The following is a 24,388-nucleotide window of genomic DNA, read 5'->3' on the forward strand; positions in this document are numbered from 1 at the left end:
CTCCTTCTTGGGGTAAAGCGATGAAGCCTCAGAGAGCGATGCGGGCCCGGGCCGGCACACCATCCGGCACACGCCGCCCGAGCTGGCGGACGGTGACGTCGAGCGCGGTCTGGCGGGCGCCGAAATCCTGCATTTCGGTCTCGGCGGCATAGAGGACCCGGGTCTCGGTCGCGATCAGGGTGCGGCGAAGCCGGCCGTCGGTCCCGGCGAGATCGATCCGGAACCGCAGGGCCGCCTCGTCGAGCGGAATGTCGCTGGCCTCCCAGCCATCCGCATCCAGGCGACCGCGCCGGATCCAGGTGAAGTGCAGATCGCCGTTTGCCAGCCGGCGGCCCCTGAGATGGACGGGCGAAAGCGGCCGCTCGGCACGCAGGCCGCCGCGGGCGACAAAGGGACCGGCCGTGCCGCCGAGCGCTCCGCCAGCGCCAAGCCGGACCGAGAGTGCCTTGCCGATCTCGCCTTCGCCCAGCGCCAGCGATGTGAGGGCGCTGTTGAGCAGCACCACCCGGCTGCCTGCGGGAGCGCCCAGAGCGGCCTGATCGTCCGTGCCGTAAAGGCCGCTCAGCAGGCCGGTCAGCTCGAAGCGCCCGCCGGACACTTCCCGTGCCGAGAGAAAGCCGATCACTTCAAGCGCTCCGTCCACGCCGAGCACGGCGAGCCGGTTGGTCCCCGCCAGCACCTCGGCGCGGCTGGCCGAAGCGGGCGCGCCGAAGGGAAAATCCACCAGCAGCCGCCGCACGGGATCGAAGCGGCCGCGCAAGGATCCGGGGGCAAGCACGGCGGCCAGCCGGCCGATCATGGCCGGGCGGGAGAGGGTCGTGCGGGTCTTGAAACCCGTCCCTGTCGTGGACAGCGAAAGGGTCATCGGCCGCCAGGGAGTCACGGTTGCGGCGGCCTTCAGGAAGCTGCCGGTCTCCCCCGCCCCCATCCGGGGCAGGTCGAGAAAGACGATTTCGGGGGAAAAGGCTGCACCCGGCGGCAGGCGGCCGGGCCGGGGCTTCACCGGCGCCAGCGTGCGCACCGCCCCGGGGGCCGGCGCGAAGGAATGGGCCTCCACCAGCCGGGCGGGCCCCTCCTCGATACGCGAGACGAGAAAGCGCCCGGGCGGGCCGTCGGGAAGCGTCACCGCATCGCCCGTCTCGAGGGAGAGCGCGGTCGGCGGCAGGCGGAAGCGGATGGCGCGGCGGCCAGCGCTGCGGTCACGCAGCAGGCCGGCGGCCAGCCGCTCGGCAAGGCCGGCATCGAGCACGGCGGGCAGCGACAGCGTGGCGGCCCCCGTTCCCTCGCCGGAAAGCGCAGCGGCGCGGGCGCGCGCGGGCTCGTAGTCGAGCGCCTGATCGGCAAAGGAAAGATGGACCTCGAGGGGAATGGCAGACGCCTCGGCCCGCAATTCCGCCACCAGCGGCTCGCCCTTCGCCTCGGCCAGCGTGTCGATTGCGGTCGCCGGCAGGCTTGCCTCGGCGCGGCTGCGGAAGACGAGGTGTCCCTCCCGCTCCAGCACGTCGAGCTGGAAGGCCTCGATCAGCGGTTCGATCAGCGCCCGGGCCGGCACGATGTCGGCCTGCACATAGCCCGGCAGGTCGCCGGACACGCCGGAGACATCCACCTCGGTGAAGCCGTGATCAGCCAGGATCGCCGCGATGACAGTCGCAAGCGTTCCGGCTCCCAGCCGCCCGTTCAGCCAGTGGCCGGTGCGCCAGTTGTCTCCGTCCGTCCAGGCAGTGCCGAAGGGAAAGGCCGGATAGGGCCGCGTGTCCCAGCACCAGAGGAAGATATCGCGCGGGGAGACCATGCCCGCAGGCGCGGCGGCGCCCGTCCAGTAGCGGTAATGGGCCTCCAGGAACCGGCGCTGGGCGCTGTCGGCACGATGCCCGCGGGAAAAGCCGGGCAGACGGCTTTCGGAGGATTTCGGGTCCTGGAAGAGGTTGGGCTCGTTGGCGCCCCGGTCGATGGCGGGAGCGCCGAGTTCGGTGAACCAGATCGGCTTGAGACGCGGCCGCCAGGCGGTAGGGCTTGGCAGTTCGCGGCCGGCGCGGCGCTCGTAATGCAGGTTCGACCACCAGCCGGCAAGGTTCTTCGGCGCGAAGACCCAGGGCTTGCCCGCCGACCCGTCGGCAATCGGCGTGCGCCTGCGGGCCATGCGGTCGGCCTCGCTGGCATAATACCAGTCGAAGCGCTCGCCGCTCCCGATCCCGGCCTGAAGCGCCTCCGGATCCTCCGCATGGGCAAAGCCGTCGGGATGGGCGGCGGCCAGATCCTCGTCGCGGAAATCGGAGAGCGGCAGATAATTGTCGATCCCGACCGCATCGATGTCGGCGCTCGCCCAGAGCGGATCGAGATGAAAGAAGACGTCGCCCGATCCGTCGGCCGGCTGATGGCCGAAATATTCGCTCCAGTCGGCGCCATAGGTCAGGCGTGTGCCGGGTCCGAGAATGGCGCGCACCTCGCCCGCCAGCCGGATCAGCTCGTCCACGAAGGGAAAGCGGCCGCTGTCGTCACGAAGCGTGGTCAGCCCGCGAAACTCGGAGGAGAGCAGGAAGGCATCGACCCCGCCCGCCATGCGCGCCAGAAAGGCCTGCGCGAGGATCATGTGCCGGAAGCCGCCGGGCACGCCCGTATAGCGCAGCGTCTCGCCCTCGATCACGAAGTCGGAGGGCTTCGCGCTGCCGGCAAAGCGGCTCACCATCGTCGTGATGGCCGCGCTCCTGTCCGGCGAGCCCGGGCGGCCGGGCGCGGGATTGCAGGTGATGCGCCCGCGCCAGGGATAGGGCGGCTGGCGGGCCGCGCCATAGGGATCGTCAAGCGTGTTGGCGGCGGGCACATCCATCAGCACGAAGGGATAGAGCACCACCTTCAGGCCGCGCTGCCTGAGGTCGCGGATCGCTGATATCACCGAGGCATCGGAGGGCGTGCCGCCATAGGCGGGGCCGTCGCCGCTCCGGCTGATCAGCCGCGCCGCAGCCCGGGGGAGCCCGCTGACGGACCATGGGATGCTCTCCTCGGTGCGTGTCGCCACCTCCACGCCGGGCAGGATCTCGCAGCGCCCCGCATCGAGGCTGGTGCCGAACCAGGAGACGGTGAGCGCCACGGTCTCCAGCGCCGGCAGCAGCGACTGGAGTTCGTCAAGGGAAACGGCCCAGTCGCTTTTGCCGGCCAGCGTGTTCTGGTTCATCTTGCGGGTGGCGCCGTCGCCGATCTTCTCGGTGACGGTCAGCGGATGGTAGCCGTGTTCGGTCGCCGCCGGAATGAGGGTCACGGCGCGGATATCCTTCTCGAGCTGGCCGACCGGGCGGATCACCTCGAACTGCAGCACGGGAATGCGATTGCCGAAATCGTCGAGCGGAAAGTTTTCCAGCACCACATAGGCGAGACCGCGATAGGCGGGCGCACCGCCCGCGCCCTGCTTGGCAAGGATCAGCGGGTCCGGCTGCTGGGTCAGGGTGCCGGTATGGACGCGCATCTCGAAACGGGCGGGCGACAATTCCCGGCCATCGGCGAAGACGCGGCGCACCCCGGCTATCGGCCCCTCGCACAGGCCGAGCGCCAGGCTGACGCTGTAGCTGTAGCCCTCTGTCGCGCTGCCCGAGCCCTTGCCGCCGCTGCGCTCCTCCACCACGGTTTCCAGAAAGCGGGTCGCCCAGATGAGCGTGCCGCCGAGCCGTGCGGTGCCGTAAAGCCTCGGGATCGGCGTGCCCTCCTCCGGGCCGCCGATGCGGGCGGTGGAAAGATGGGCCGCCTCGCCTGCGCCGGCGCCCATCAGGGACTGGTCGATCATGCCGCCGGCCAGCGCGCCGAGCGCCCGTCCGGCCATGGCGGCGACGGGGCCGAAGACGCTGCCGAGCGCGGCACCGGCGGCCTGCAGGATCACGGTTGCCATGGCTTACCTCTTCGGTTCGGGAAAACGGAAGACGCCGGCAATCCGCCGCCGCCAGGAGGGCACGAGCGGCGAGCGCAGCACGCTCGCCTGTTCATAGGCATGGTAGAAGCTGTCCCCGTCCCGCTCCGGCCGGGCCAGAATGCCGGCATGGGTGGCGGGGCCTTCCGGCTTCCAGCGGAAGACGAGGAGATCGCCGGGCCGCATGGCCCGGGGCGAAAGCGCGGGTCCGAAATGCCGAACTGCAGCCTGAAGCAGCGGTTCGCCGGGCGCATCGAGCGCCCAGTCGCGGCGGTAGGGCGGCGGCTCCTCCGGGTCCTCGCCGTAGAGCTCGCGCCAGATGCCCCTGACGAGGCCGAGGCAATCGCAGCCCACCCCCCTGACCGAACCCTGATGCCGGTAGGGCGTGCCGAGGAAGGTTTCGGCAATCGCCAGTACCTTTTCGCCCGTGTCGTCCGCCCCGTTCATGGCACCAGCGCACGGCCGTCATGGGCCGTGTCCCTGTCGGCATAGGAATAGGCGAAATCGGTGCCGGGCATGTGGGGAAAGCCCTTGAAGTTCACGCCGTTCCGGAAGCGGTCGCGGCAGGTCTCGAAGCGCTTGTCGCAGCCGACCAGAAGCGTCACCCGGTCGCCGGGCGCGGGCGGCAGGTCGAGCGGCAGCCAGAGATCCAGCAGGTGGTTTTCGCCCGAGCGGGCCGAGCCCGCAATGCCCGCCATCCGCCCCGAAAGCACCCCTTCGCCGAAGTGCAGCCGGCCATGGAGAAAGGCATTGCCCTCGAAGCCGGAAAGACCGGAAACGACAAGGCGGGTTTCCGAAAGCACGGAAAGGATCTGACCCGCGCCGGAATGCCGCCCGGCCACCGGCGTCAGCCCGCAATCCGCGCTGGCGAAATCCGCCGAGCAGCTTCGCACATAGGCGCGGCCCTTGGGCCTTTGCAGGCGGTGGGTCACCGGGCGAAGCTCGGCACGGAAGAGATCGCCCTCCACCGACACTTCGCCGATGTCGCGGCGGCTCAGCAGCAGCCGGTCGGCGGTGTTCTTCCAGTTGACCAGCCAGAGATCCACCTCCGCCCCGTCATAGAGACCGGCAAGCAGGTGCTCCCGGGTGATCAGCGGGCTCGAAAAAGCGCCCTCCATGTCGCCTGCGGCGGCGGGCAGGCCGCTCTCCTCCGCCCGGGCGCCCGCCGCAAAGCCGGAGCCGGCGGCATGGGTGACGCCGTCGAAGACCAGATCCCCATCGTGATCGGTGAAGCCGAGGCGGGTTCCGTCGCGGCGCGTCACCTGCCAGCAATGGCAAAGCGTGGTCGCGCCGCTTTCGAGATGGGCGGCAAGGCCCGGTGGCAGGGCTCTCATGGGTCGATCTCCATCAGCGGAACGGTGGGCAGGCGGCCGGCGGCGAAGGCTTCGAGGCTGACCTCCAGCCGGTCGGTGGCAAAGCGCACCGGCACGTCGAACTGGAAGCCGGCGGTCACTGTCGCGCCGTCGGCGGGGGCGGCGGCGAAGGTCACGAGGCCGGTTGCGGCATTGATGGCGACCTCGCCGGCGCGGGCTTCGACCCCGTTCACCGCGATGCGCACCGTGCCAGCCACGGGTTTCACAATCGGGCGCGGCCAGCTGCCGGCCGCATCGCCATAGGTCTTGACGAGGGGAAAGGCCTTCAGCACCCCGTTTCCCCGGCCGATCGCCTGGTCGAGCGGCGTCGGCGTCTGGTCGGGGCGGCAGGATTTCCAGTCCAGCGGGTCGCGGAAGCGGAAGCCGTGCAGGGCCCCGGCCCGGGCCTCGAAGAATTCGAGCACCGCATAGAGATCGGCAATCGAGCGGATGCCGGAGCCCGCATCGTAGCGCCGCCGCGAATGGCGCCAGCGCTGGTTGCGGGCTTCGCGCCCGTTGGCGAGGCTGACGATATCGGTCTGCCGGGTCGGGCCGCCGCTGACGCCGAGTGCCAGCCGCAGCGGAAAGCGGACGTCGTGAAAGGCCATGGGTTTCTCCTCAGAGATGGCGGCTGCCGCGCCGGATGGTGCGGGCGAACATGGCGGACAGCTCCGCCTCGGAGCGGCGGAAGCTGTCCGCATCGGCGGTCTGGATGTTGAAGACGATGCCGGGGCCGGCGCCGCCAGCGCCCGAAACGGCGACGCCGAGCGCCCCGTCCACGCCGCGCCGGAGCGGCAGGATCGCTTCCGCGCCCGCCTCGCCCATCAGGCCGAGCCCGCCGCCCGCATCGCTGAAAAAGGTGGGGGCGGAGACGACGCCACCCGTGGCAAAGGGCGTTGCCGCGGCTGCGGCCTCCCCGCCCGCCTTGCCCGAGAGCCCGGTAAAAAGGCTGCCGAGCGCGCCGGAGAGAAGGTTCTCCACCGGCTTCAGCCCCGCATCGAGGGCAAGCGAGGAGAGCTTCAGCGCCAGCCCCCGCACTGCCTCGTCGAGGCTCTTCGCCCCCGTCACCCCTTGCGCGAAGGCGCGGGTCAGGGCGGCGGCCAGCTGGTCGCTGCGGCTTTCGAGATCGGCAAGCACGGGGCCGAGCGCCGCCGCCTCGCTGGCGGCGGTCACTGCCGCCTGCGGATCGGTCTGTCCGTTCATGGCATGTCTCCTTCGTCAGAGGGCGGCCCGTCGGGAAAGCGGGCCATCAGCGCATCGAGCGCCGCACGGTCGGGTGCCGCCGTCCGAGGCTCGCCGGAACCGGCGGCGGCGGCGAGTTCGAGAGGGGTCATCGCCCAGAATTGCGCGGGGGAAAGCCGCAGCCGCCCGAGGCCGAATGCCATTGCCGCCCGCCAGGGGAAGGCCGGCGGTGCCGAGGCTCCGGGGGCTGCGGCCCTCAAGGGCGGGGCGTGCGGTCCTCGTTCGCGTCCTGTCCGAAGGCGGAGACGAGCAGCGCGGCCACGAGATCCGCCGCCGCCGGCACACCGCCTTCGATATCGAGGCAGAGCACGTCCTCATCCGAAAAGTGATTGCCGCCGCCCCTGAGGCCGGCGCCGAGGATGCGCACCAGATCCAGCGCCTTCAGCCGCCCGCCGGAAAAGCGGGCCGCGAGATCGGACAGCGTCTCGGCGGCGAAGGCGGTTTCGAGTTCGGCGAGCGCGCCGAGCGTCAGGCAGAGGATGCGGCGTTCGCCGCCGATGACGGCCTCCACCTCGCCCCGGTGCCTGATGGCCCGGCCCTTATCGTCACGGCCCCGCATCACAGCACCGCAAAGCTCAGCGCACCGGCGGATTCCAGCGCGATCTCGAATTTCATCTCGCCATTGTAATCGCCGGAATAGTCGAGCGCGGCGATCTGGAAGGGACCGGCGACCGTGCCGAAATCCGGGATGACGATCTGGCAGAGGAGGCTCTGGCCGGCGAAGAAGGCGCTGCGGATCAGACTGTCGGAGGTCGCATCCTTGAAGAGGCCGGCGCCCGAAATCGCTGCACGCTGCACGCCGGCGCCCGCCAGCAGCTCCCGCCAGCGCCCGGCGCTGTCGCCGTCGGTGACGTCGACCGTCTGGGCGTTGAAGGAAAGCTTGCGGCTTCTCAGGCCCGCCACGGTTTCATAGGCATTGCCGTTCTGGATCTTCAGCAGGAAATCCCTGCCCTTCTGCATGACCATATCGGGTCCTCCGTGATGAAAGGGATGGAATGGAAAAACAGGCGCGGGCCTCAGCCCTCGGTCACCGCGCGGAAAACGAGCGCCGTCACCAGCGCGCGGGCGGCGGGCACGCGGCGGGCGCGCGTCGAAAGATAGTCGGGGCGGATCAGGCCGCTGCCGGAACCGGACGGGACAAGCGGCCTCGACAGCGCGTCCCGGACCAGCGCCGCAAGCTCGCCCGCAAGCGCCGGATGGTCCGCGCCGGTCCAGATTTCGATCGTCAGCAGATGCTCTTCGGCCGGCTCCGTGGCGGTGGAGAAATCGCGGATATCGGCGGGGCCGAACAGCAGGAAAGGCACCGGCGCGGCGGGCAGCCGATCGAAGAAGCGGTTGCTGCCGCCCAGCCTTGCGACAAGCGCGGGCGTGGCGGCAAGGCGCGCCAGAACGCGCGCGCGGAGATCGAGACCGGCGCGGCTCATCGGCCCTCCTCTCGGCAGAGGCAGCGGATGAAGCGTCCGGTTTCATCCGGATCGAAGGCGCTTTCGATGACGAGCAACCGCTCGCCGTGGCGGAAGCGCTGGCCGGCGGCAAGGCCCGGCCGGAACCGGATCGTCACGGCAAGCCGCTGGCCCGGCATGGCAAAGCCCGTATCCTCAAGGGCCAGAGGCCCGGCGGGTTCGACGAGGGCGAAGAGCGCCTCGCCCGCCGTCCTGTCCGGCTTCAGGCCGCCCGCCCCGTCCGCTTCGGCGGAGGGGACGTCCAGCACCAGGCGGTGGCGGAGGCGCCCCGCGTCGATCAGGAGCCGTCCCATCTCAGAGCCTCGGCGGCAGGAAGGGGGCGATCAGCCGGTCATAGCCGTCGGGCACGGCGGCCGGCTGCTGGTCCAGCGTCAGCCCGCCGCGATGGTCGTACATCAGCGCCACATGCAGCAGGAGCGCCCGGCGGAGGCTGTCCGGCACATCCGCACCGCTCGCGCCGAAGCCGGCGGTGAAGTCGATCTCGATGCCGTTTTCGGCGCGGCTGCGGTCGAAGGCGCTGCCAAGCGCCAGCCGGGAGGGCGGGCCGTCCCGCTCGACGGCAAGCGGGTCGATCCGAAAGGCGGACGGAAGCCCGTTGCCGTCATAAAGGATAACCCGGTCAATGGATTGCACCGGGCCTTTCAGGATCGGAATCACGCCGTCTTCAGGCACCGGTTGAAGAGCGAGGCGCAGGGTGCGGGTGATCGGGCAGAGGCCGGTCATGCGCTCCAGATGGTCGCGGGCGACACGGATGAGGCCGGCGAGATAGTCGTCCTCGGCGGTGCCATCGACGCGCAGATGGGCTTTCGCCTCGGCAAGGGTCAGCGGCTCCACGGCGGGCGGCGTGACGGTCACATAGGTCATGGGGGGAATTCCTCGGCAAGGGTCCGGAACAGGAAGCCCCCGCCCTTTCAGGGAGCGGGGGCGGCGGCGGAAGCGGGAGGGTGCAGCGCCCGTCAGGCGGCGGCAAAGCGGATCAGCTTCAGCGCCTCGAAATTCTGCACCGTGCCGCCCACGCGGCGGGTCACGTAGAAGAGCACGAAGGGCTTGGCGGAATAGGGATCGCGCAGCATGCGGGTGCCGATGCGGTCGACGACCAGATAGGCGCTCCGGAAATCGCCGAAGGCGATGGCGCTGCCGCCGGCGGAAAAGTCCGGCATGTCTTCCGCCTCGGCGACCGGGAAGCCGGCGAGTGCGGCGGGCTGCCCGGCGGCGGCGGGCGGCGACCAGATGTAGTTGCCGGTCGTATCCTTGAACTTGCGGATTTCCGCCTGGGTCTTCCGGTTCATCAGGAAGGTGCCGTTCTGGCGATACCCGGCCTTCAGCGCGTAGATGGCGTCGAAGATCGTGTCGAGCGGGTTCGCCGCCTTGAAGCCGTTGGCGACGCCGGTGGCGATATAGCCGATATTGCCCCAGCTCCAGGCGCTTTCCGCCACGGCCGGGAAGGAGAGAATGCCCTTCGGCCTCGTGGTGCCGTCACCGGAAATGAAGGCCGCGCCTTCCTGCTCGGCAAAGACGAGATCCACTTCCGCCGCGATCCAGGCCTCCATGTCCACGGCGGCATCGTCGAGCAGGGTCTGGCTTGCCGCCGGCTGGGCGTAGAGCTCGAAGGTCGGCACGGCGATTTCGGCGAGGTTCTGGCTGTTGGTCTGGCCGCGATTGGCGGTTTCAGACACCCAGCCGGTGGCGAGGCGGTTGGTGGCGAAGGGCTTCTTCAGCACGGAGGTGGAAATCTGCCGCACCGTCGCCAGCCGCCGCAGGGGCGAGATTACGCCGACACGTCGGCCGATTTCCGTATCCAGCTCCGGCGGGATGACGACGCCGCCATCGGCCGACACGCTGCCGGAAAAGGCCTTGGCCTCGAGATCGCGCAGCGGCGCCTCGTCGCCACGCCGCAGATAGGCCTCGAAGGCCGCCTTGAACTCGGGCGGGGCGACACCCGATGGCGCGGCCTCGCCGACCGGCGGGCGGGCCGCCTTCAGGGCCAGCTCCTCCATCACCCGCGACTGGCGGTCGAGCGCGCGGTTGATGCGGTCCACCTTCTCGGTGGTCACCGCATCGGCGGTGAGCTTCTTCTCGATTTCGGCGAGCCGCCGGTCGTTCGCCTCGCGGAAGGCCTCGAAAGTGCCCATCATCTCGTCATGGGCGGAGGCGAGGCCGTCCGGCCAGGCCTTGATGTCCGGCGCGCGCGGCAGGGTCGCGGCGGATGCGGGGGCGGTAAGCGTCTTGGTCTCGATCATGCGGTCAGTCCTCCTGGTGGGGGTGGGATGCGAAAGGGAGTGCGGATGCGGCCGGGCACCGGCGCAGCGGGGGCGCGGATCGGCGGGATGTCGGCGCGCTTCACCGCGCCCACCCGCGCCTCCGGCAGCATGGGGAATGTGACGATGGAGATTTCCCAGAGATCGGCCTCCAGGATGCGGCGAAGCCCGCCCCGGCCGTCGCGGCGAGTGCTGAGCGCCCGGAAGCCGATGGAGAGGCCGTCGATGGCGCGGTTCAGAAGATTGGCATAGACCTCGGCGGCGCGCGCCGAGCCGGGGGTCAATTGCCCCTCCACATAGAGGCCGTGGGCATCCTCGCGGATCACGGTCCAGCGGCCGATCACCTCGGCGGGGTCGTGCTGGTAGAGCATGCGCACCCCTTCCGGCCCGCGCCGGCCGAGCGAGGCGAGGAAGGCGCCGCGTTCGATCACGTCGCGGCCGAGATCGGGCCGCCCGAAGACGCTCGCATAGCCGGAAAAGCGCCCCTCCCCGCCAAGGCCGGCGAGCGAGAGGGCGGCGTTGCGGCGCGAAAGCGTGCCGGTCCGCGCCACGGGATCGGGCGCGCTCATGGCCGGTCTCCGGGCTTGCCGGTGGGCCTGCCCGCCTCGCCCGCGGGCGTGGTGCCCGGCCGGGTCTGGCGCGCGGCGATGCGGGCGAGAATGCCGAGCCCCCACCAGGCGACGAGGCTGGCAAAGGCCGAGCCCGACAGCATCAGTTCCGGCCCGGAGAGCCGGTCGCCGAGCCCGAGCGAGCGTTCGAGCCAGAGCCCGGCCGGGCCGCCGAAGACCAGACCGCAGCAGAGCCCGGTCAGGAAGCGCGTCGCCGCCTCCTTGCGGCTGCCGGGAAAGAGATAGACGAGAGAGACGGCGGCACCGGCCGTCGATCCCGCAATGCGTTCGGCGAGCCAGCCGTTCGCGCCGCTAAGGTCGGTCATGACAGGGTCCTTTCTGCGCACGGGGCTTCCTTCGCGGCCCCGAAGCGGGATCGCGGTGAAGCGGGTTGAAACTGTCGAATCTTTAGAATCGCTTGGCCGGATCGGCTGAAGCGGCGGGCGAAGCCCGTGAGGCGGCTTCCGGACCGATTCCGGTTCTCGCCTCAACTCATTGTCAGGAAAAGGCTTTTCAGGCCGGTTCTGCGCCGTAGCCCAGCGCCTCGCGCTTTTCCGCATCGGTCAGGAAATCGGCGGCGGTGACCCGGCTCCAGAGTTCGGAGCGCTCGGCCGAAAGCGCGCTGATCCGGTCGAGATCGGGCTCGATGCGGACCCCCTCGCCTGCCGGCACCAGCGCATGGACGAGCGCTGCAAGCGTGCGGGTTACGAGCGGCAGCACGGTCAGCCGGTAGAAGGCGCGGTTCGCCTCCTGGTAATTGGCATAGGTATTGTCGCCCGGCAGACCGATCAGAAGCGGCGGCACGCCGAGCGCCAGCGCGATGTCGCGGGCGGCCCCGTTTTTCGCCTCGGCGAAATCGAGATCGCGGGGGGTGAGCGACATGGGTTTCCAGTCGAGCCCCCCTTCGAGCAGCAACGGTCTGCCCGCACCGCCGGCACCGGAATAGCCCTCCACGAGTTCCCGCTTCAGCCGCTCGTAATGGGAGGGCGAGAGATTGCCGCCGTCCTTCGGCTGGTAGACCAGGGCACCGGAGGGCCGGGCGGAATTGTCGATCAGCGCCCGGTTCCAGCGGGTCGCCGCATTGGAGAGCGCCAGCGCCCCTGCCGCCGCCGCCAGCGGGGCAAAGCCGCGGGCGGGATCGAGCGGATGGAACAGGCGCACATGCACCGGATCGCCCGGCGCGCCCGTTACCGGCAGGCGGCGAAGCCGGGTGCCGGTCTCGACCAGATAGGCCGACGGCCAGCCATTGGCCCCCGTCTCGATCCGCACCCGGTCGGGGCGGATCGGATAGAGTTCGCGCACCTCGCCCGCCACCGTCACCACCTCGACGAAGGCATTGCCGTCGAGCGCCAGATGGCTGTAGACCGCCTCCAGAAAATCAGGCCCCGCCATCAGCGGGTTCGGGCGGGCCAGAAGCCGAGCAAGCGGATGATCGGGCGCTTCCCGGTCCTGCTCATAGGTCACGACCGGCACGGCGGCGGCGGTTTCCGCCACCAGCCGCACGCAGCGATGGGCAACCGGATTGCCCTGATAGCCCCGGCGGGAGAGCGCGGCATAGGACTGCCCCTCCGGGGCGAGCCCGCCCCCGCCGAGCGCCAGCGGCACGGAGCCGCCGGAAACGCCCCGCGACGGCTCAGCTGCGGCACGGCGGATCAATCCCCGGAAGAGGGTCAGCATGGTGTCGTCCTCCATGAAGGTTCGGATGTTCGGATGAGTGGCCGGCAGACGTCAAAAGGCCAGCCTCCGCGAAACGCGGCGGCAGCCTCACATCGTGTCGGTCAGGTCAGGCGGATGCGGTCAGCGACCGGCGGCGGTCGCGCAGTCGTAATCGGCGGCGAGCCGCAATTCACGCAACGGGCGCACCAGCTCGATGGATTTCTGGTAGAGCGGATGCGCCTTGTAGGCGGCCAAGGCCGCCTCGTTCTCGAATTCGCCGTAGACGACCAGATCCACCTCGTTGCCGAGCTGGTCGGTCTTCTTGTTCATCGCCACTTCGAGCTTCGACGCGTGGGGAATGCCTGCCAGAACCGCCAGTCCATCGCGGATGGTTTCGACATCGCTTTTGTCGCGGGCCGTGAAGAAGACGATGTGGCGGATCAAGATTGCTGCACTCCGATGGCGGGCCGGCGGACCGGTCCAGACGGATGGGCGGATAACATGACCCTCTGCCAAGTTCAATGCGGCGTTTTTCCTCGTCCATGGGTTACAGCGGCCACCGGATTACAGTCCGCGGATGCGGGGTTCGCCGGTTCCCGACAGAAGCAGCGCGGTGATGGCCCAGACCAGCGCATCCAGCCGGTCGGGCGAGCGCCCGCCGGAGAGACCATCAGGACCGAAATCGCACAACTGGTCGCACAGAGCGGGGAAATGGCCGGCATGCACCACCCGCCCCTGCTCGTAGAGGGCGGCGACCGGCTCGGCGCGGGTGAATTTCCCCCGCGCCGCATGGACGGCGGTGACCGGCAGGGTGGCGTCGGCGGCGGAAAGCAGCGCCGTCACCATGTCGCCGCCCTGGTTCACCTCCACCACCACCCGGTCCGCCTCGAAGCGGCGGAAAAGGCCGGAGACGGCCCGCGCCCAGCCGGCGGGGCTTGCCCCTTCCACCGAGCCATCGGCCAGCACCACGGCGCGGCCGAGCGTATCCAGCCCCACGGCGACGATGCCGCAGACCGAGCCCTTGCCCGCGCCGGAGGGCGGATCGACGCCGATGACGATGCGCGACAGCGGGCCGGACAGCGGCTGCACCAGCTTTTCCAGCTGGCCGCGTTTCCACAGGGCATCGTCCCGGTCCTCGATCAGCTCGCCGTCCAGTTCCTGCCGGCCAAGCCGGGTGCCGCCATAGCGCGCTTCCAGCGCCGCGATGAAGCCGGGGGCGAGATGGGCGTGGTTTTCAGCCGTGGAAAGCCGCGTCAGCGCCGTGCCGGGATCGGCAAGAATGGTCTTCAGAAGCGGCAGCGGACGGGGCGTGGTCGTCACCACCTGCCGGGGCGAGAGGCCAAGCCGCAGGCCGAATTGCAGCATGTCATAGGTCTCCTGCGGGTGCTTCCACTTGGCGAGCTCGTCGCACCAGGCGAAGTGGAATTGCGGCCCGCGCAGCGATTCCGGGTCCTCCGAGGAGAAAATCTGCGCCACCGCCCCGTTCGGCCAGACCAGACGGCGGCGGCTCGTCTCGTAATCGGGCCGGAAGCCCGCCGAGATGGAGAGAAGGCCGGAGATGCCGTCCACCATCACCTCGCGGGCATCGGACAGCGTTTCGGCCACCAGTGCGATGCGCAGGTCGGTCCGGGGACCGGCGCGGCGCGCCAGCGCCTGCACCCATTCCGCCCCGGCCCGGGTCTTGCCCGAACCGCGACCGCCGAGCAGCAGCCAGAGCCGCCAGTCGCCGCCGGGCGGCTGCTGGCTGGCCCGGCCGAGCAGCCGGAAATCCCGCGAGAGCCGCAGCAGCGCCGGGGCCGGCAGATCGGCCGCATCGGCCCAGATGCGCTTCGTCCGCACCGGTCGCGCGTCGCCGGAAAGCGTCGAGGCCAGACGGGCGCCCTCGGGAAAGAGCACGGCCTGCCGTTCCAGCCCGTGCTGCCGGGCGGTCTCCAGCAGCCGTTGTTCCACGCCGGTTTTCAGACGCCCCGCCGCGCAGAGATGGCCGCGCGCCAGACCCGCCGCCTGGCGCCGCCGATGACGGAGAGAGGGACCGGCTTCATCCTTGCAGGGCATGGACCGCCTCCGGCGGATTATCGATCGCTTCGATTTCCGGCTTCGGCACCGGTTCCGGCAGGGCGGGACCGGCGCTGGCGGCGAGCCGCTCCGCGATCCGCGCTTCGATGGCCGCCTCGACGCTGGCGAAGAGCCGGTCGTAATCGGCCTCCGTGCCCGGCATGGCGGCGAGATCCTGCTGGTCGCGCATGATGCGCCGCTCCATCTCGTCCACCTTTTCCAGCGTGCGGACGATGACCGACAAGGCATCCACCGCCGCCTTCAGGTCGGCCCGGCAGAGCTTCAGCTCCGCTTCGGGCAGGTCCTGGCCGAGCCGACGCTCCGCCTGCTCGCGGGCGGTGGAGAAGAGCGCGAACTGGCTTTCCAGCTCCGCCTTCATCCGCCGCATCAGGTCGGCCATATAGGCAAGACTGTCCGGCACGCCGTGAGGGGGCGTCGGGTTGAGGCTGTCATCCATGGCAAGGCTCCCGGTAGGCGCGGCGGCAGAACCGGCGCGGCCTCAATGGCTGAAGAAGGCGGGGAAGAGGAAAACCGGTGGCGCCGTTCGTTTCGGCCGCAGCTTTCCGATCATGCCTGAACCATAACCCGGCCCCGCGACGGTGTCAAGGATATTTTTCCTATTATCTTTTATTTTTCTTTCTTGCGATGAAAAGGGCGAAATGGCCAGGAAACGGCCCGTTCCGGTGGCCTCCGGTGGCGGTGGGTTCCCGATAATCGCTGACGGCAAGGGAAAGAAATCTCGGAACCTCCCGGGGTTCGAGGTGTTTCTTCCTTGCCGGCGGATGCAGCCTCCCCGGCAGGAGACGGCAGCATCCGCCTCCGGACATCCTTCGACCGGGATCGCCTTTCCTCCCCGGCGGACCGGCGGATGTCCCCGCGGCTCAACAGATCAAGAGGAGAAGATCGATATGAAAATCCTGACGAATGCGGCCCTTGCCGCTGCCCTTTTCGCCTCCGTTGCAGCGGCTCCGGCCCTTGCCCAGACCTCCACCGGCACCGCGACCGGCACGACCATGGATTCGACCACGACCACCACCATGCCGGCCGATGAAAACTGCGTGGACAGCACCCAGAAGAACACGACCGGCACCGCCAGCACCGGCAACGAACAGCCGTGCAGCGACCAGTCCAAGAGCCCGACCGGCGGCAATGCCAACAGCCACAGCTCCGACGGCTCGAATGACAGCAATACCGGCGGCAGCTCCGGTTCCGGCAACTAACCGGCCCGACCTCCCGTCCCGAAAACGCCCGGCCTCTCCCTGCGGCCGGGCGTTTTCGTGTCTTGCGCCTCCCGGCACGGCGGGCCGCTTCCAAAAAAAATGGGGGTAAAGCGAAGCGAGGGGGAACCAAACAGGCCGTTGCGGCTTTCCTTGTACAACCGGGCCTTGAAGATCGTCGCCCGGCAAAAAAGGGAAAAGACCATGAACCGCATCATCTGGGCCGTTGGAGCCATCGTCATCATTCTCGCGATCCTCTCCTATGCGGGGTTCCGCTGAGAGTATCCGGAGGGCGGAAGCCGCCTTCGCAACCTAGCCTGTCACGACCGCGAGGCGGTCCATCCAAGAGGGAGAAATTCCATGAATCAGATCATCTGGCTCGTCGGCGCCGTCGTCATCGTCATTGCCATCCTGTCCTTCTTCGGACTGCGCTGAGCCTCCCAGGGCGCGGGCGGAGACCAGAAACCGCCCGCCATCGCCGGCAGTGCCCGCAGGGGCCTGCCGGCGCAAGGCTTCCGCGCCTCTTGGTCGAACAGAATACTCAGGGTTTGCGGGCCTTCGGCCCTTCCCCAACCGTCAGCGGCCATTCGACCACGTAATCCTCATAATCCTCGATCTCGACATCCCCTTCCTCCACGGTGCGTCCGCGGACGGAAATACCCGCCCGGTGCACCGTTTCCGGATCGCCCGAGACGAGCGGATGCCACCACTTCAGATCCTCGCCATCGCGCACCAGCCGATAGCCGCAGGTGGGCGGCAGCCAGGTGATGGTGCGGACCTCCTCCGGCGTCAGCTGGATGCAGTCCTCGACGATCGCCTGGCGGTTTTCATAATTGCGACAGCGGGCGGTTTCGCCATCGAGCAGCCGGCAGCCGACACAGGTGAACACCACCTCGCCCGTATCCCAGTCCTCGAGCTTGTTGAGGCAGCACAGGCCGCACCCGTCGCAGAGGCTTTCCCATTCGGAAAGGCTCATCTCTTCCAGACTTTTCGTCTTCCAGAACGGCTGGCCCATCCGCCATCTCCTCTGCGCAACACCCGTTTCAAATCAGAACAATTTTCGGCAGGCAGCCCGCGCAAGCTCTTGTCCTTTGTCGGGAAATCGCCCAATGATCGCGGACAGAAAGACCTGAGCAAGGCTGCGGCCCGCCGGACATGCTTCTTGCCCCGAATGGGCCGAAGGTCAAGGCGCGGACAGCCGTTCGACCGGGAATGTATCCAGCGTGACCGAAAAGACCCCCTCTCCGAATGGCGGCAAACGCAAGCGGTTCCTCCTGCTGCGCATCGACTCCTGGATCGATTCGGGCCTGTGGAACGCGGGCTATCGCGCCGCCGAGATCTGGGAGGAAATCACCATTTTCTTCCGGCGCTTCCGGGTGAAGGGCTGGACCCGGGCGCTGTTCGAGGTGATAGGCGAGGCCGCGACCTGGGGCACCGCCGGCGCGGTGCTGATGCTGGCGCTGGCCCAACCTTCCATGGAGGCGACCAAGGGCGACTGGAAGAACCGGGGCGATTTCGCCGTGACCTTCCTTGACCGCTACGGCAACGTGATCGGCCATCGCGGCATCATCCATGCGGACAGCGTGCCGATCGAGGAGCTGCCGGACCATTTCGTCAAGGCGGTGCTGGCCACCGAGGATCGCCGCTTCTTCGACCATTTCGGCATCGATTTTCTCGGCCTGATCCGCGCCATGAGCGAGAATGCCCGGGCCGGCGAGGTGGTGCAGGGCGGCTCGACGCTGACCCAGCAGCTTGCCAAGAACCTCTTCCTTTCCAACGAGCGCTCGCTGGAGCGCAAGGTGAAGGAGGCCTTTCTGGCGCTCTGGCTGGAGGCCAATCTCTCCAAGAAGGAAATCCTGCGCCTCTATCTCGACCGCGCCTATATGGGCGGCGGCACGTTCGGCGCGGCGGCGGCGGCAAAATTCTACTTCGGCAAGAACATTACCGACGTCAACCTGGCGGAAGCCGCCATGCTGGCGGGCCTGTTCAAGGCGCCGGCCAAATATGCGCCGCATGTGAACCTGCCGGCGGCGCGCGCCCGCGCCAACGAAGTGCTGACCAATCTCGTCCAGGGCGGGCTGATGTCGGAGGGCCAGGTGGTGGCGGCGCGGCGCAACCCCGCGACCGTGGTCGATCGCGGCACCGTCGCCTCTCCGGATTTCTTCCTGGACTGGGCCTTCGAGGACGTGCAGCGGCTGGCGACGCGTTTTCCCGAACACACGCTGACGGTGCGCACCACCATCGACATGGGCCTGCAGCAGGCGGCGGAAGACAGCGTGGAAACCTCGCTGCGCGAATATGGCGAGAGCTACCGGGTGAAGCAGGGCGCGCTTGTCATGATCGAGAATGGCGGGGCCGTGCGCGCCATGGTGGGCGGGCGCGACTATGGCGAAAGCCAGTTCAACCGGGCGACGAAGGCGCTGCGCCAGCCGGGTTCCTCCTTCAAAGTCTATACCTATTCCGCCGCCATGGAAAAGGGCATGACGCCTGACACGGTGGTGGTGGATGCGCCGATCACCTGGCGCGGCTGGTCGCCGCAGAACTATCATAATTCCTATTCCGGCCGGGTGACCCTGACCACGGCGATTGCCAAGTCGATCAACACCATTCCGGTGCGGCTGGCCAAGGACGTGCTCGGCATCGACGCCATCGTCAACACCGCCAAGGCCTTTGGCGTGGAAACCCCGATCCGTCGCGACAAGACCATTCCGCTCGGCACGTCGGAGCTGACCGTGCTGGACCAGGCGACCGGCTATGCGGTGTTTCCGGCGGGCGGCATGCAGTCGCGCCGGCACGGCATTGCCCAGATCCTCTCCGAGGACGGGCGGGTGCTCTATGATTTCGACCGCGACGAGCCGGCGCCCAAGCGGGTGCTGTCCGAAGTGGCCGCCTCAAACATGAACAAGATGCTGGTGCAGATCCCCGTCATCGGCACGGCGCGCAAGGCGGCGCTCGACCACGGCATCGTCACCGGCGGCAAGACGGGCACGACCCAGGCCTATCGCGATGCGTGGTTCTGCGGCTTCACCGGCAATTACACCACCGCCGTCTGGTTCGGAAACGACGACTATACCTCCTCGAACAACATGACGGGCGGCTCGCTGCCGGCCATGACCTTCAAGCGGCTGATGGACTACGCGCATCAGGGCATCGAGCTGAGGCCCATTCCCGGCATCGACAATCCCAACCCCTCGACGCCCGCGGGCGAGGCCCCGGACGAGGGCCAGAAGGTGGCGGAAAACCAGGAAACCGGCCTGCCGCTGATGCCCCCGCTGCAACGCCCGCGTTCGCTCTCCAGCGACGCCACGCGCCTGATCCGCGAGATCGCCAACGACCTGAAGACCGCACCTCCCCTCCCCGATCCCGCCAAGGTCGGCAGCGTGCACTGAGGCGCGCCGGATAGATCCGGCGTCGATAACCGGCCACATCGGCGCGGTGGCGGCAAAGGATGTCCCGATCCGCAACGCTGTGTCCGGAGCGCTCAGGACGGGAGCCCCGTCAGCCGTTTCCCCCCGCGCTTCTGTGCGCGCGCTGCGCCGCACAGGGCAATCGTGCCGCCTGTCATCAAAAGCCTGTGATCTGTGGCAAACAGGTCATTCCTTTATTCGTTAAATTCGACTATAATAATTTTCATTTTAAAGGCCTGTTTTGATTTCAAGGAGATAATTCATGGCCATATTGAACGGTACGGACCGGGACGAAACCATCAGCGGTACGAAGGACAGCGACACGCTCTACGGCAAGGGCGGCAAGGACCAGCTGGTCGGGTTCGACGGCGACGACTGGATTTCAGGCGGCACCGGTGACGACTACATGATCGGCGGCCCGGGCAACGATACCTATGAGGTGGACAGCCTCGGCGACCGGATAGAGGAAAAGGAGGGCCAGGGAATCGATGCGGTCGAAACCTATGTCAACGGCTATACGCTGCCGGCCAATGTGGAAATCCTGCGGCTGGCCATCGGCATCAAGGAAGCCTATGGCAACGACCAGGACAATGTTCTGGACGGCAGGCTCACGGCATTCGGATCGACGATCGGCGGCTACACCTTTCCCGGCGGTCTCACCCTCGATGGCCGGGGCGGCAACGACACGATCTACGGATCGCTCGGCGACGACCACCTCTTCGGCGGCAGCGGGGACGACCGGCTGTTCGGCTCGGGCGGCAAGGATTTCATGGATGGCGGGGCCGGAGACGATACCTTCGACAAGGTCGGGGCCGGCAGCACGCTGACCGGCGGCATGGGCGACGATACCTATATTCTCGGCAAGGTCACCGCAGTCACGCTGGTTGAGGCCAAGATGGGCTGTGGCGACACGGTGATCGTCGAAGCCACCTACACGCTTCCCGACAATATCGAGCAGCTGGTGCTGCGCGGCACGGACGCGGTCAACGGCACCGGCAACGAGCTGAACAATGCCATCACCGGCAACCTGATGAACAACACGCTTTCCGGTTTGGGCGGGAACGACAATCTCTATGGCGGCGCGGGCGCGGATACGCTCGACGGCGGCGACGGCCAGGATCGCCTCTTCGGGGGATACAGCAACGACACGCTGACCGGTGGCAAAGGCAATGACTGGCTCGACGGCGGACAGGGCAAGGACAGCCTGACCGGTGGCGAGGGCGTCGACACCTTCTCCTTCGGGCGGGACTATTATCGCCTCGGACCGAACCACGAGGTGCTGGGCCGGACGATCCAGGCCAATGCGGATGTCGTTACGGATTTCGACTCCGGGACGGACAAAATTGCCCTGAGCGTCTCCACCTTCAGCGCCTTGGCGGATGCGGGCATGACGGCAGGAGGCAAGTTTGACGCGGAGGTGTTCCTGAACGGCGCCTATGCCAAGGACAAGAACGACTTCTTCCTCTATGACGCGAAAAAGGGCGAGCTCTGGTACGACGAAAACGGCAGCGCCGCCAATGCGGAAGGCTGGACAGGCAAGCGGCTGGTCGCCACTTTCGACGATGGCCATGGCCACCATCCGGCGTCCCTGGCCGCCTCGGACTTCATCCTGATCGCCTGATCGACAATGGCATGCGAGGGGGCGGTTCTGGCCGCCCCCATACAACCGCAAGAATGCCACGCGCCGGACGGCTCTGGTCCGCACGTCCCTCGGTGCCAGCCGCCGGGAGACTACGGACTTCGTCCTGATCGCGTGATTGGCGCCGACACGTGCGGCAGTCCGGGCCGCCCCTCGCCCGATGCACCCGCAAAAATGCCACGTGTCGTCCCGCTCCGGTCGACCGGTCGAAATCCGGTCATCCCTCCTGAATCCGTCACGAAGCGGCGCTCGACTGGAAGACGGAACGCATTCGGAGACGGCCCCCATGCAGAAGCGGCACCCGTCACGGTCAGGCAGCGCTCCGAAGGAAGAGGCTGCACCGGGCTCGGGCGGGGTCCATGTCCCTGGCGCCGGCTTCTGGCAGGGGACTTGCTGTCCGTTCCGCCCGGGTGCCTGCATCGTGTCCGGTCTACTCAGTCACGCCAGACCGGTCCGGCCGACAACCTGCGGAATGCAAGGCGGCGCGTTAACCACTTCTTAAGATGGTCTAGTCGGGCAGTTGCAAAACACCCTTCATCCGTGTTTTCTTATTTTAGGCTTTATAAACTTTAAATTTCCATCCAGAGCCTGATTTTAACGTCTTCGGCCTTTTCACCGATCTCCGGATCGGGGCAGCAGCCCCGTTGCGGCGGCGCAGGGAAAGCTTTTTCCGAAGACACCCATTTTAAAAACCGCAGATTGCGGCAGCCATACCTTTTGGGCTGCCTTTTTCAGAAGGATGTATTGCGATGACGGAGCTTTTGACCACAACGAACAGGATAAGCTTGACCGAGGGCGACGATATCGTCACGGCCATGGACTTTGCGGACTTCATCCTGGCGCTCGGCGGCAATGACAAGATCGATGGCGGCGGCGGCGACGATACGATCTCCGGTGGCGATGGAGACGATATTCTTTCGGGCGGCACGGGCAGCAACGAGCTCCGGGGCGACGCGGGCGATGACGTGCTGATCTCCCTCGGAGGCGACGGGCGTCTCTATGGCGGCTTCGGCAACGACCTCTATATCGTCCATGACGAGGAGCGGGACCAGATCTTCGAGAACGCCAATGAGGGCATCGATACGGTGATGACCGCCAAAACCTGGCATCTCTCGGACAATGTGGAAAATCTGAACCTGATCGACAGTTTCCTCGACAGCACGGCCCTGCCGGTTTTGACCCCCACCACGCTTTTCAACTGGTTTCAGTCACTCGCACAGAAGGCCGGCGAGCCGGCTGCGATCGATATCGCCGCCAGCAGCGTGGATGGCTACGGCAACGGGCTGGACAATGCGATATCAGGCAATTCCGGCAACAACCGGCTCTATGGCTATGCGGGCAATGACAAGCTCGACGGCGGGATCGGCAATGACACGCTCGAGGGCGGTGACGACGAAGACCTGCTGGATGGCGGCGACGGCAACGATATCCTGCGCGGCGGGGCCGGCCATGACACGCTCTCCGGCGGGACAGGCAGCGACACGCTCGACGGCGGCGACGGCAATGACATGCTGGACGGCGGCGCGGGTGACGATACCATCGACGGCGGGCTCGGCAACGACCTCATCCGCGGCGGTGCGGGCAGCGACACGCTGCGCGGCGGCGGCGGCGACGACCGCTTCTTCACCGAGGGCCTCGATGAGATCGACGGCGGCGATGGCTACGATATCGTCGAGATCGATGGCGATCTCGACGAAAGCATCGTGGATCTCTCCACGCTGATGGCGCGCCTGCACAATATCGAGGAAATCCAGGTGGGGATCCGGGTCGCCCGCCTGCTCGGGACGGCGCAATCCGACCGGATCAGCGGCTCCTCGCAGAATGACAATATCGACGGCAGCGCCGGCAACGATACCCTGAAGGGCGATGCGGGCAACGACCGGCTGGACGGCGGGCTCGGGGCCGATACGCTGCAAGGCGGGGCCGGAGACGATGTCTATGTGGTCGACAATGCCGGCGACATCGTCGACGAAACCGACGGCTCCGGCACCGACCGGGTGGAATCGTCGATCTCCTACAGCCTGCGGACCCCGCTCGGCGCGGTGGAAAACCTGACGCTGACAGGCACGGGCAATACGGAAGCAACCGGCAACGACCTTTCCAACAGGCTGGTCGGAAATGGCGGCAACAACCGCCTGGACGGCCGCGAAGGCGCCGACATGATGATCGGCGGCGCTGGAGACGACACCTATGTGGTCGACGATGCCGGCGATGTGGTGGACGAAAGCGAGGGCTCCGGCACCGACCGGGTGGAATCGTCGATCTCCTACAGCCTGCGGACCCCGCTCGGCGCGGTGGAAAACCTGACGCTGACAGGCACGGGCAATACGGAAGCAACCGGCAACGACCTTTCCAACAGGCTGGTCGGAAATGGCGGCAACAACCGTCTCGACGGCGGCGAAGGGGCCGACACGATGAAGGGCGGCGCCGGAGACGACACCTATGTGGTCGACATTGCCGGCGACATCGTCGACGAAACCGACGGCTCCGGAATCGACCGGGTCGAGTCCTCGGTCTCCTACAGCCTTCGGACGACGCTCGGCGCGGTGGAAAACCTGACGCTGACAGGCACGGGCGATATGGACGCCACCGGCAATGCGCTCGCCAACAGGCTGGTCGGAAACGGCGGCAACAACCGTCTCGACGGCGGCGCGGGCGCGGACACGATGACGGGCGCTGCCGGTGACGACACCTATGTGGTCGACCATGGCGGCGACATCGTCGACGAAACCGGTGGCACCGGCACGGATATGGTGATGTCCTCCGTGAGCTACAGCCTGACCAAGGCGGAAGGGCACGGTGGAAAACCTGACGCTGACCGGCACGGCCAAGATCGACGCCACCGGCAACGGGCTCGCCAACAGCCTGACCGGCAATGGCGGCGACAACCGGCTGGACGGCGGCGCGGGCGCGGACCGGATGGCGGGCGGGGCCGGCAACGACACCTATGTGGTCGATCAGGCAGGCGACATCGTCGACGAAACCGGCGGCACCGGCACGGATACGGTTCTCTCCTCCATGACCTACAGCCTGACCAAGGCGAAGGGCGCGGTGGAAAACCTGACGCTGACCGGCACGGCCAAGATCGACGCCACCGGCAACGGGCTTGCCAACAGCCTGACCGGCAATGGCAGCGGCAACCAGTTGGACGGCGGGGCCGGCAACGACCGGCTCTTCGGCAAGCTCGGCCTCGACCGGCTGACCGGCGGCGCGGGCAAGGACAGTTTCGTGTTCGACACGGCGTTGAATGCGAAGACCAATCTCGACCGGATCACGGACTTCAACGTCAAGGACGACACGATCGAGCTGGAAAATGCGGTCTTCACCAAGCTGCTGAAGACCGGGGTGCTGGCCAAGGACCAGTTCGTGGCCAATGCCAGGGGCGTGGCCATGGATAAGAACGACTACCTTGTCTACAACACCAAGACCGGGGCGCTGTTCTACGATGCCGACGGCAACGGCAAGGGGGCGGCCATCCAGTTCGCCACCCTCGACAAGGCCCCTCTCCTCACCCATCTGGACGTCCTCGTCATCTGAGGCGGAGTTTCGGCGGGTCGTCCGAACAGGCGGCCCGTCCGGCATCCGAACATGCGGAA

At 67.7% G+C, this 24,388-nt stretch carries 24 protein-coding genes and 1 pseudogene; 6 read left to right on the top strand and 19 right to left on the bottom strand.

The window, feature by feature from the left end; genetic code table 11:
* Nucleotides 1-28: 28 nt before the first annotated feature.
* The 18 genes from ACT54B_RS17155 to ACT54B_RS17240 all read right to left on the bottom strand — a co-directional run bounded on the left by ACT54B_RS17155 (nucleotide 29) and on the right by ACT54B_RS17240 (nucleotide 14,986).
* Nucleotides 29-3,877, bottom strand: coding sequence for a baseplate multidomain protein megatron (locus ACT54B_RS17155; RefSeq protein WP_476046580.1), 3,849 nt, complete (start codon nucleotides 3,875-3,877; stop codon nucleotides 29-31).
* A 3-nt stretch (nucleotides 3,878-3,880) separates the two neighbouring features.
* A complete protein-coding gene (locus tag ACT54B_RS17160; protein WP_476046582.1) occupies nucleotides 3,881-4,342 on the bottom strand; it encodes an NlpC/P60 family protein in 462 nt (153 codons plus the stop codon).
* The gene (locus tag ACT54B_RS17165) at nucleotides 4,339-5,229 is read right to left on the bottom strand and encodes a DUF2163 domain-containing protein (RefSeq protein ID WP_476046584.1); all 891 of its coding nucleotides are present in this window, start codon (nucleotides 5,227-5,229) and stop codon (nucleotides 4,339-4,341) included. Before ACT54B_RS17165 ends, ACT54B_RS17160 begins: the two co-directional genes overlap by 4 nt.
* Entirely contained in the window at nucleotides 5,226-5,855 is a 630-nt protein-coding gene (locus ACT54B_RS17170; protein WP_476046586.1) for a phage distal tail protein, Rcc01695 family, read from the bottom strand. The genes ACT54B_RS17165 and ACT54B_RS17170 overlap by 4 nt, the downstream gene beginning before the upstream one ends.
* Nucleotides 5,856-5,865: 10 nt before the next feature.
* Nucleotides 5,866-6,450, bottom strand: coding sequence for a phage tail tape measure protein (locus tag ACT54B_RS17175; RefSeq protein ID WP_476046588.1), 585 nt, complete (start codon nucleotides 6,448-6,450; stop codon nucleotides 5,866-5,868).
* A complete protein-coding gene (locus tag ACT54B_RS17180) occupies nucleotides 6,447-6,689 on the bottom strand; it encodes a rcc01693 family protein (protein WP_476046590.1) in 243 nt (80 codons plus the stop codon). Before ACT54B_RS17180 ends, ACT54B_RS17175 begins: the two co-directional genes overlap by 4 nt.
* Complete coding sequence (locus ACT54B_RS17185) at nucleotides 6,686-7,048, bottom strand: gene transfer agent family protein (protein WP_476046592.1); 363 nt, start codon at nucleotides 7,046-7,048, stop codon at nucleotides 6,686-6,688. The genes ACT54B_RS17180 and ACT54B_RS17185 overlap by 4 nt, the downstream gene beginning before the upstream one ends.
* Nucleotides 7,048-7,455 carry a phage major tail protein, TP901-1 family gene (locus ACT54B_RS17190; protein ID WP_476046594.1) on the bottom strand — a complete coding sequence of 136 codons (408 nt, stop codon included), beginning with the start codon at nucleotides 7,453-7,455 and terminating at the stop codon, nucleotides 7,048-7,050. Before ACT54B_RS17190 ends, ACT54B_RS17185 begins: the two co-directional genes overlap by 1 nt.
* Before the next feature lie 50 nt (nucleotides 7,456-7,505).
* Nucleotides 7,506-7,913 carry a DUF3168 domain-containing protein gene (locus ACT54B_RS17195; protein WP_476046595.1) on the bottom strand — a complete coding sequence of 136 codons (408 nt, stop codon included), beginning with the start codon at nucleotides 7,911-7,913 and terminating at the stop codon, nucleotides 7,506-7,508.
* Complete coding sequence (locus ACT54B_RS17200; RefSeq protein ID WP_476046597.1) at nucleotides 7,910-8,245, bottom strand: head-tail adaptor protein; 336 nt, start codon at nucleotides 8,243-8,245, stop codon at nucleotides 7,910-7,912. The genes ACT54B_RS17195 and ACT54B_RS17200 overlap by 4 nt, the downstream gene beginning before the upstream one ends.
* A gap of 1 nt (nucleotide 8,246) precedes the next feature.
* Nucleotides 8,247-8,816 carry a head-tail connector protein gene (locus ACT54B_RS17205; RefSeq protein WP_476046599.1) on the bottom strand — a complete coding sequence of 190 codons (570 nt, stop codon included), beginning with the start codon at nucleotides 8,814-8,816 and terminating at the stop codon, nucleotides 8,247-8,249.
* A 92-nt stretch (nucleotides 8,817-8,908) separates the two neighbouring features.
* Nucleotides 8,909-10,192, bottom strand: a complete 1,284-nt coding sequence (locus tag ACT54B_RS17210) for a phage major capsid protein (RefSeq protein WP_476046600.1) — start codon at nucleotides 10,190-10,192, stop codon at nucleotides 8,909-8,911.
* The gene (locus tag ACT54B_RS17215; RefSeq protein WP_476046601.1) at nucleotides 10,189-10,779 is read right to left on the bottom strand and encodes an HK97 family phage prohead protease; all 591 of its coding nucleotides are present in this window, start codon (nucleotides 10,777-10,779) and stop codon (nucleotides 10,189-10,191) included. The genes ACT54B_RS17210 and ACT54B_RS17215 overlap by 4 nt, the downstream gene beginning before the upstream one ends.
* Nucleotides 10,776-11,144 (bottom strand): DUF6107 family protein, encoded by a 369-nt coding sequence (locus ACT54B_RS17220; RefSeq protein WP_476046603.1) that lies wholly within the window; start codon nucleotides 11,142-11,144, stop codon nucleotides 10,776-10,778. The genes ACT54B_RS17215 and ACT54B_RS17220 overlap by 4 nt, the downstream gene beginning before the upstream one ends.
* 187 nt (nucleotides 11,145-11,331) lie before the next feature.
* Nucleotides 11,332-12,495, bottom strand: coding sequence for a phage portal protein (locus ACT54B_RS17225; RefSeq protein WP_476046605.1), 1,164 nt, complete (start codon nucleotides 12,493-12,495; stop codon nucleotides 11,332-11,334).
* Between the two features lie 120 nt (nucleotides 12,496-12,615).
* Nucleotides 12,616-12,918, bottom strand: coding sequence for a Dabb family protein (locus tag ACT54B_RS17230; RefSeq protein WP_476046606.1), 303 nt, complete (start codon nucleotides 12,916-12,918; stop codon nucleotides 12,616-12,618).
* Nucleotides 12,919-13,038: 120 nt separating this feature from the next.
* Nucleotides 13,039-14,529, bottom strand: coding sequence for a DNA-packaging protein (locus tag ACT54B_RS17235; protein ID WP_476046607.1), 1,491 nt, complete (start codon nucleotides 14,527-14,529; stop codon nucleotides 13,039-13,041).
* Complete coding sequence (locus ACT54B_RS17240) at nucleotides 14,513-14,986, bottom strand: hypothetical protein (protein WP_476046608.1); 474 nt, start codon at nucleotides 14,984-14,986, stop codon at nucleotides 14,513-14,515. Before ACT54B_RS17240 ends, ACT54B_RS17235 begins: the two co-directional genes overlap by 17 nt.
* A gap of 451 nt (nucleotides 14,987-15,437) precedes the next feature.
* Here ACT54B_RS17240 and ACT54B_RS17245 point away from each other — a divergent pair, with 451 nt between their 5' ends.
* Nucleotides 15,438-15,749, top strand: a complete 312-nt coding sequence (locus ACT54B_RS17245; protein WP_476046610.1) for a hypothetical protein — start codon at nucleotides 15,438-15,440, stop codon at nucleotides 15,747-15,749.
* A gap of 138 nt (nucleotides 15,750-15,887) precedes the next feature.
* A complete protein-coding gene (locus ACT54B_RS17250) occupies nucleotides 15,888-16,025 on the top strand; it encodes a hypothetical protein (RefSeq protein WP_476046612.1) in 138 nt (45 codons plus the stop codon).
* A gap of 262 nt (nucleotides 16,026-16,287) precedes the next feature.
* Here the strand turns inward: ACT54B_RS17250 and ACT54B_RS17255 are convergent, their stop codons facing one another.
* Nucleotides 16,288-16,761, bottom strand: a complete 474-nt coding sequence (locus ACT54B_RS17255) for a YcgN family cysteine cluster protein (RefSeq protein ID WP_476046614.1) — start codon at nucleotides 16,759-16,761, stop codon at nucleotides 16,288-16,290.
* A 208-nt stretch (nucleotides 16,762-16,969) separates the two neighbouring features.
* Here ACT54B_RS17255 and ACT54B_RS17260 point away from each other — a divergent pair, with 208 nt between their 5' ends.
* The 4 genes and pseudogenes from ACT54B_RS17260 to ACT54B_RS17275 all read left to right on the top strand — a co-directional run bounded on the left by ACT54B_RS17260 (nucleotide 16,970) and on the right by ACT54B_RS17275 (nucleotide 24,329).
* On the top strand, nucleotides 16,970-19,135 hold the full coding sequence (locus ACT54B_RS17260) for a transglycosylase domain-containing protein (protein WP_476046616.1): 2,166 nt from the start codon (nucleotides 16,970-16,972) through the stop codon (nucleotides 19,133-19,135).
* 280 nt (nucleotides 19,136-19,415) lie between these two features.
* Nucleotides 19,416-20,774, top strand: a complete 1,359-nt coding sequence (locus ACT54B_RS17265) for a calcium-binding protein (RefSeq protein WP_476046617.1) — start codon at nucleotides 19,416-19,418, stop codon at nucleotides 20,772-20,774.
* An 833-nt stretch (nucleotides 20,775-21,607) separates the two neighbouring features.
* Nucleotides 21,608-23,437, top strand: a pseudogene (locus ACT54B_RS17270) (calcium-binding protein); the annotation flags it as partial.
* Nucleotides 23,438-23,591: 154 nt separating this feature from the next.
* Nucleotides 23,592-24,329 carry a hypothetical protein gene (locus ACT54B_RS17275; RefSeq protein WP_476046619.1) on the top strand — a complete coding sequence of 246 codons (738 nt, stop codon included), beginning with the start codon at nucleotides 23,592-23,594 and terminating at the stop codon, nucleotides 24,327-24,329.
* The last annotated feature ends 59 nt before the right edge of the window (nucleotides 24,330-24,388 follow it).

This window comes from Gellertiella sp. DMC107, assembly GCF_056313605.1.

What these genes read in the sequence shown, in the direction of transcription:
- ACT54B_RS17155 (WP_476046580.1), bottom strand. Translation starts at nt 3,877, where the DNA reads ATGGCAACCGTGATCCTGCAGGCCGCCGGTGCCGCGCTCGGCAGCGTC.
- ACT54B_RS17160 (WP_476046582.1), bottom strand. Translation starts at nt 4,342, where the DNA reads ATGAACGGGGCGGACGACACGGGCGAAAAGGTACTGGCGATTGCCGAA.
- ACT54B_RS17165 (WP_476046584.1), bottom strand. Translation starts at nt 5,229, where the DNA reads ATGAGAGCCCTGCCACCGGGCCTTGCCGCCCATCTCGAAAGCGGCGCG.
- ACT54B_RS17170 (WP_476046586.1), bottom strand. Translation starts at nt 5,855, where the DNA reads ATGGCCTTTCACGACGTCCGCTTTCCGCTGCGGCTGGCACTCGGCGTC.
- ACT54B_RS17175 (WP_476046588.1), bottom strand. Translation starts at nt 6,450, where the DNA reads ATGAACGGACAGACCGATCCGCAGGCGGCAGTGACCGCCGCCAGCGAG.
- ACT54B_RS17185 (WP_476046592.1), bottom strand. Translation starts at nt 7,048, where the DNA reads ATGCGGGGCCGTGACGATAAGGGCCGGGCCATCAGGCACCGGGGCGAG.
- ACT54B_RS17190 (WP_476046594.1), bottom strand. Translation starts at nt 7,455, where the DNA reads ATGGTCATGCAGAAGGGCAGGGATTTCCTGCTGAAGATCCAGAACGGC.
- ACT54B_RS17195 (WP_476046595.1), bottom strand. Translation starts at nt 7,913, where the DNA reads ATGAGCCGCGCCGGTCTCGATCTCCGCGCGCGCGTTCTGGCGCGCCTT.
- ACT54B_RS17200 (WP_476046597.1), bottom strand. Translation starts at nt 8,245, where the DNA reads ATGGGACGGCTCCTGATCGACGCGGGGCGCCTCCGCCACCGCCTGGTG.
- ACT54B_RS17205 (WP_476046599.1), bottom strand. Translation starts at nt 8,816, where the DNA reads ATGACCTATGTGACCGTCACGCCGCCCGCCGTGGAGCCGCTGACCCTT.
- ACT54B_RS17210 (WP_476046600.1), bottom strand. Translation starts at nt 10,192, where the DNA reads ATGATCGAGACCAAGACGCTTACCGCCCCCGCATCCGCCGCGACCCTG.
- ACT54B_RS17215 (WP_476046601.1), bottom strand. Translation starts at nt 10,779, where the DNA reads ATGAGCGCGCCCGATCCCGTGGCGCGGACCGGCACGCTTTCGCGCCGC.
- ACT54B_RS17220 (WP_476046603.1), bottom strand. Translation starts at nt 11,144, where the DNA reads ATGACCGACCTTAGCGGCGCGAACGGCTGGCTCGCCGAACGCATTGCG.
- ACT54B_RS17225 (WP_476046605.1), bottom strand. Translation starts at nt 12,495, where the DNA reads ATGCTGACCCTCTTCCGGGGATTGATCCGCCGTGCCGCAGCTGAGCCG.
- ACT54B_RS17235 (WP_476046607.1), bottom strand. Translation starts at nt 14,529, where the DNA reads ATGCCCTGCAAGGATGAAGCCGGTCCCTCTCTCCGTCATCGGCGGCGC.
- ACT54B_RS17240 (WP_476046608.1), bottom strand. Translation starts at nt 14,986, where the DNA reads ATGGATGACAGCCTCAACCCGACGCCCCCTCACGGCGTGCCGGACAGT.
- ACT54B_RS17245 (WP_476046610.1), top strand. Translation starts at nt 15,438, where the DNA reads ATGAAAATCCTGACGAATGCGGCCCTTGCCGCTGCCCTTTTCGCCTCC.
- ACT54B_RS17255 (WP_476046614.1), bottom strand. Translation starts at nt 16,761, where the DNA reads ATGGGCCAGCCGTTCTGGAAGACGAAAAGTCTGGAAGAGATGAGCCTT.
- ACT54B_RS17265 (WP_476046617.1), top strand. Translation starts at nt 19,416, where the DNA reads ATGGCCATATTGAACGGTACGGACCGGGACGAAACCATCAGCGGTACG.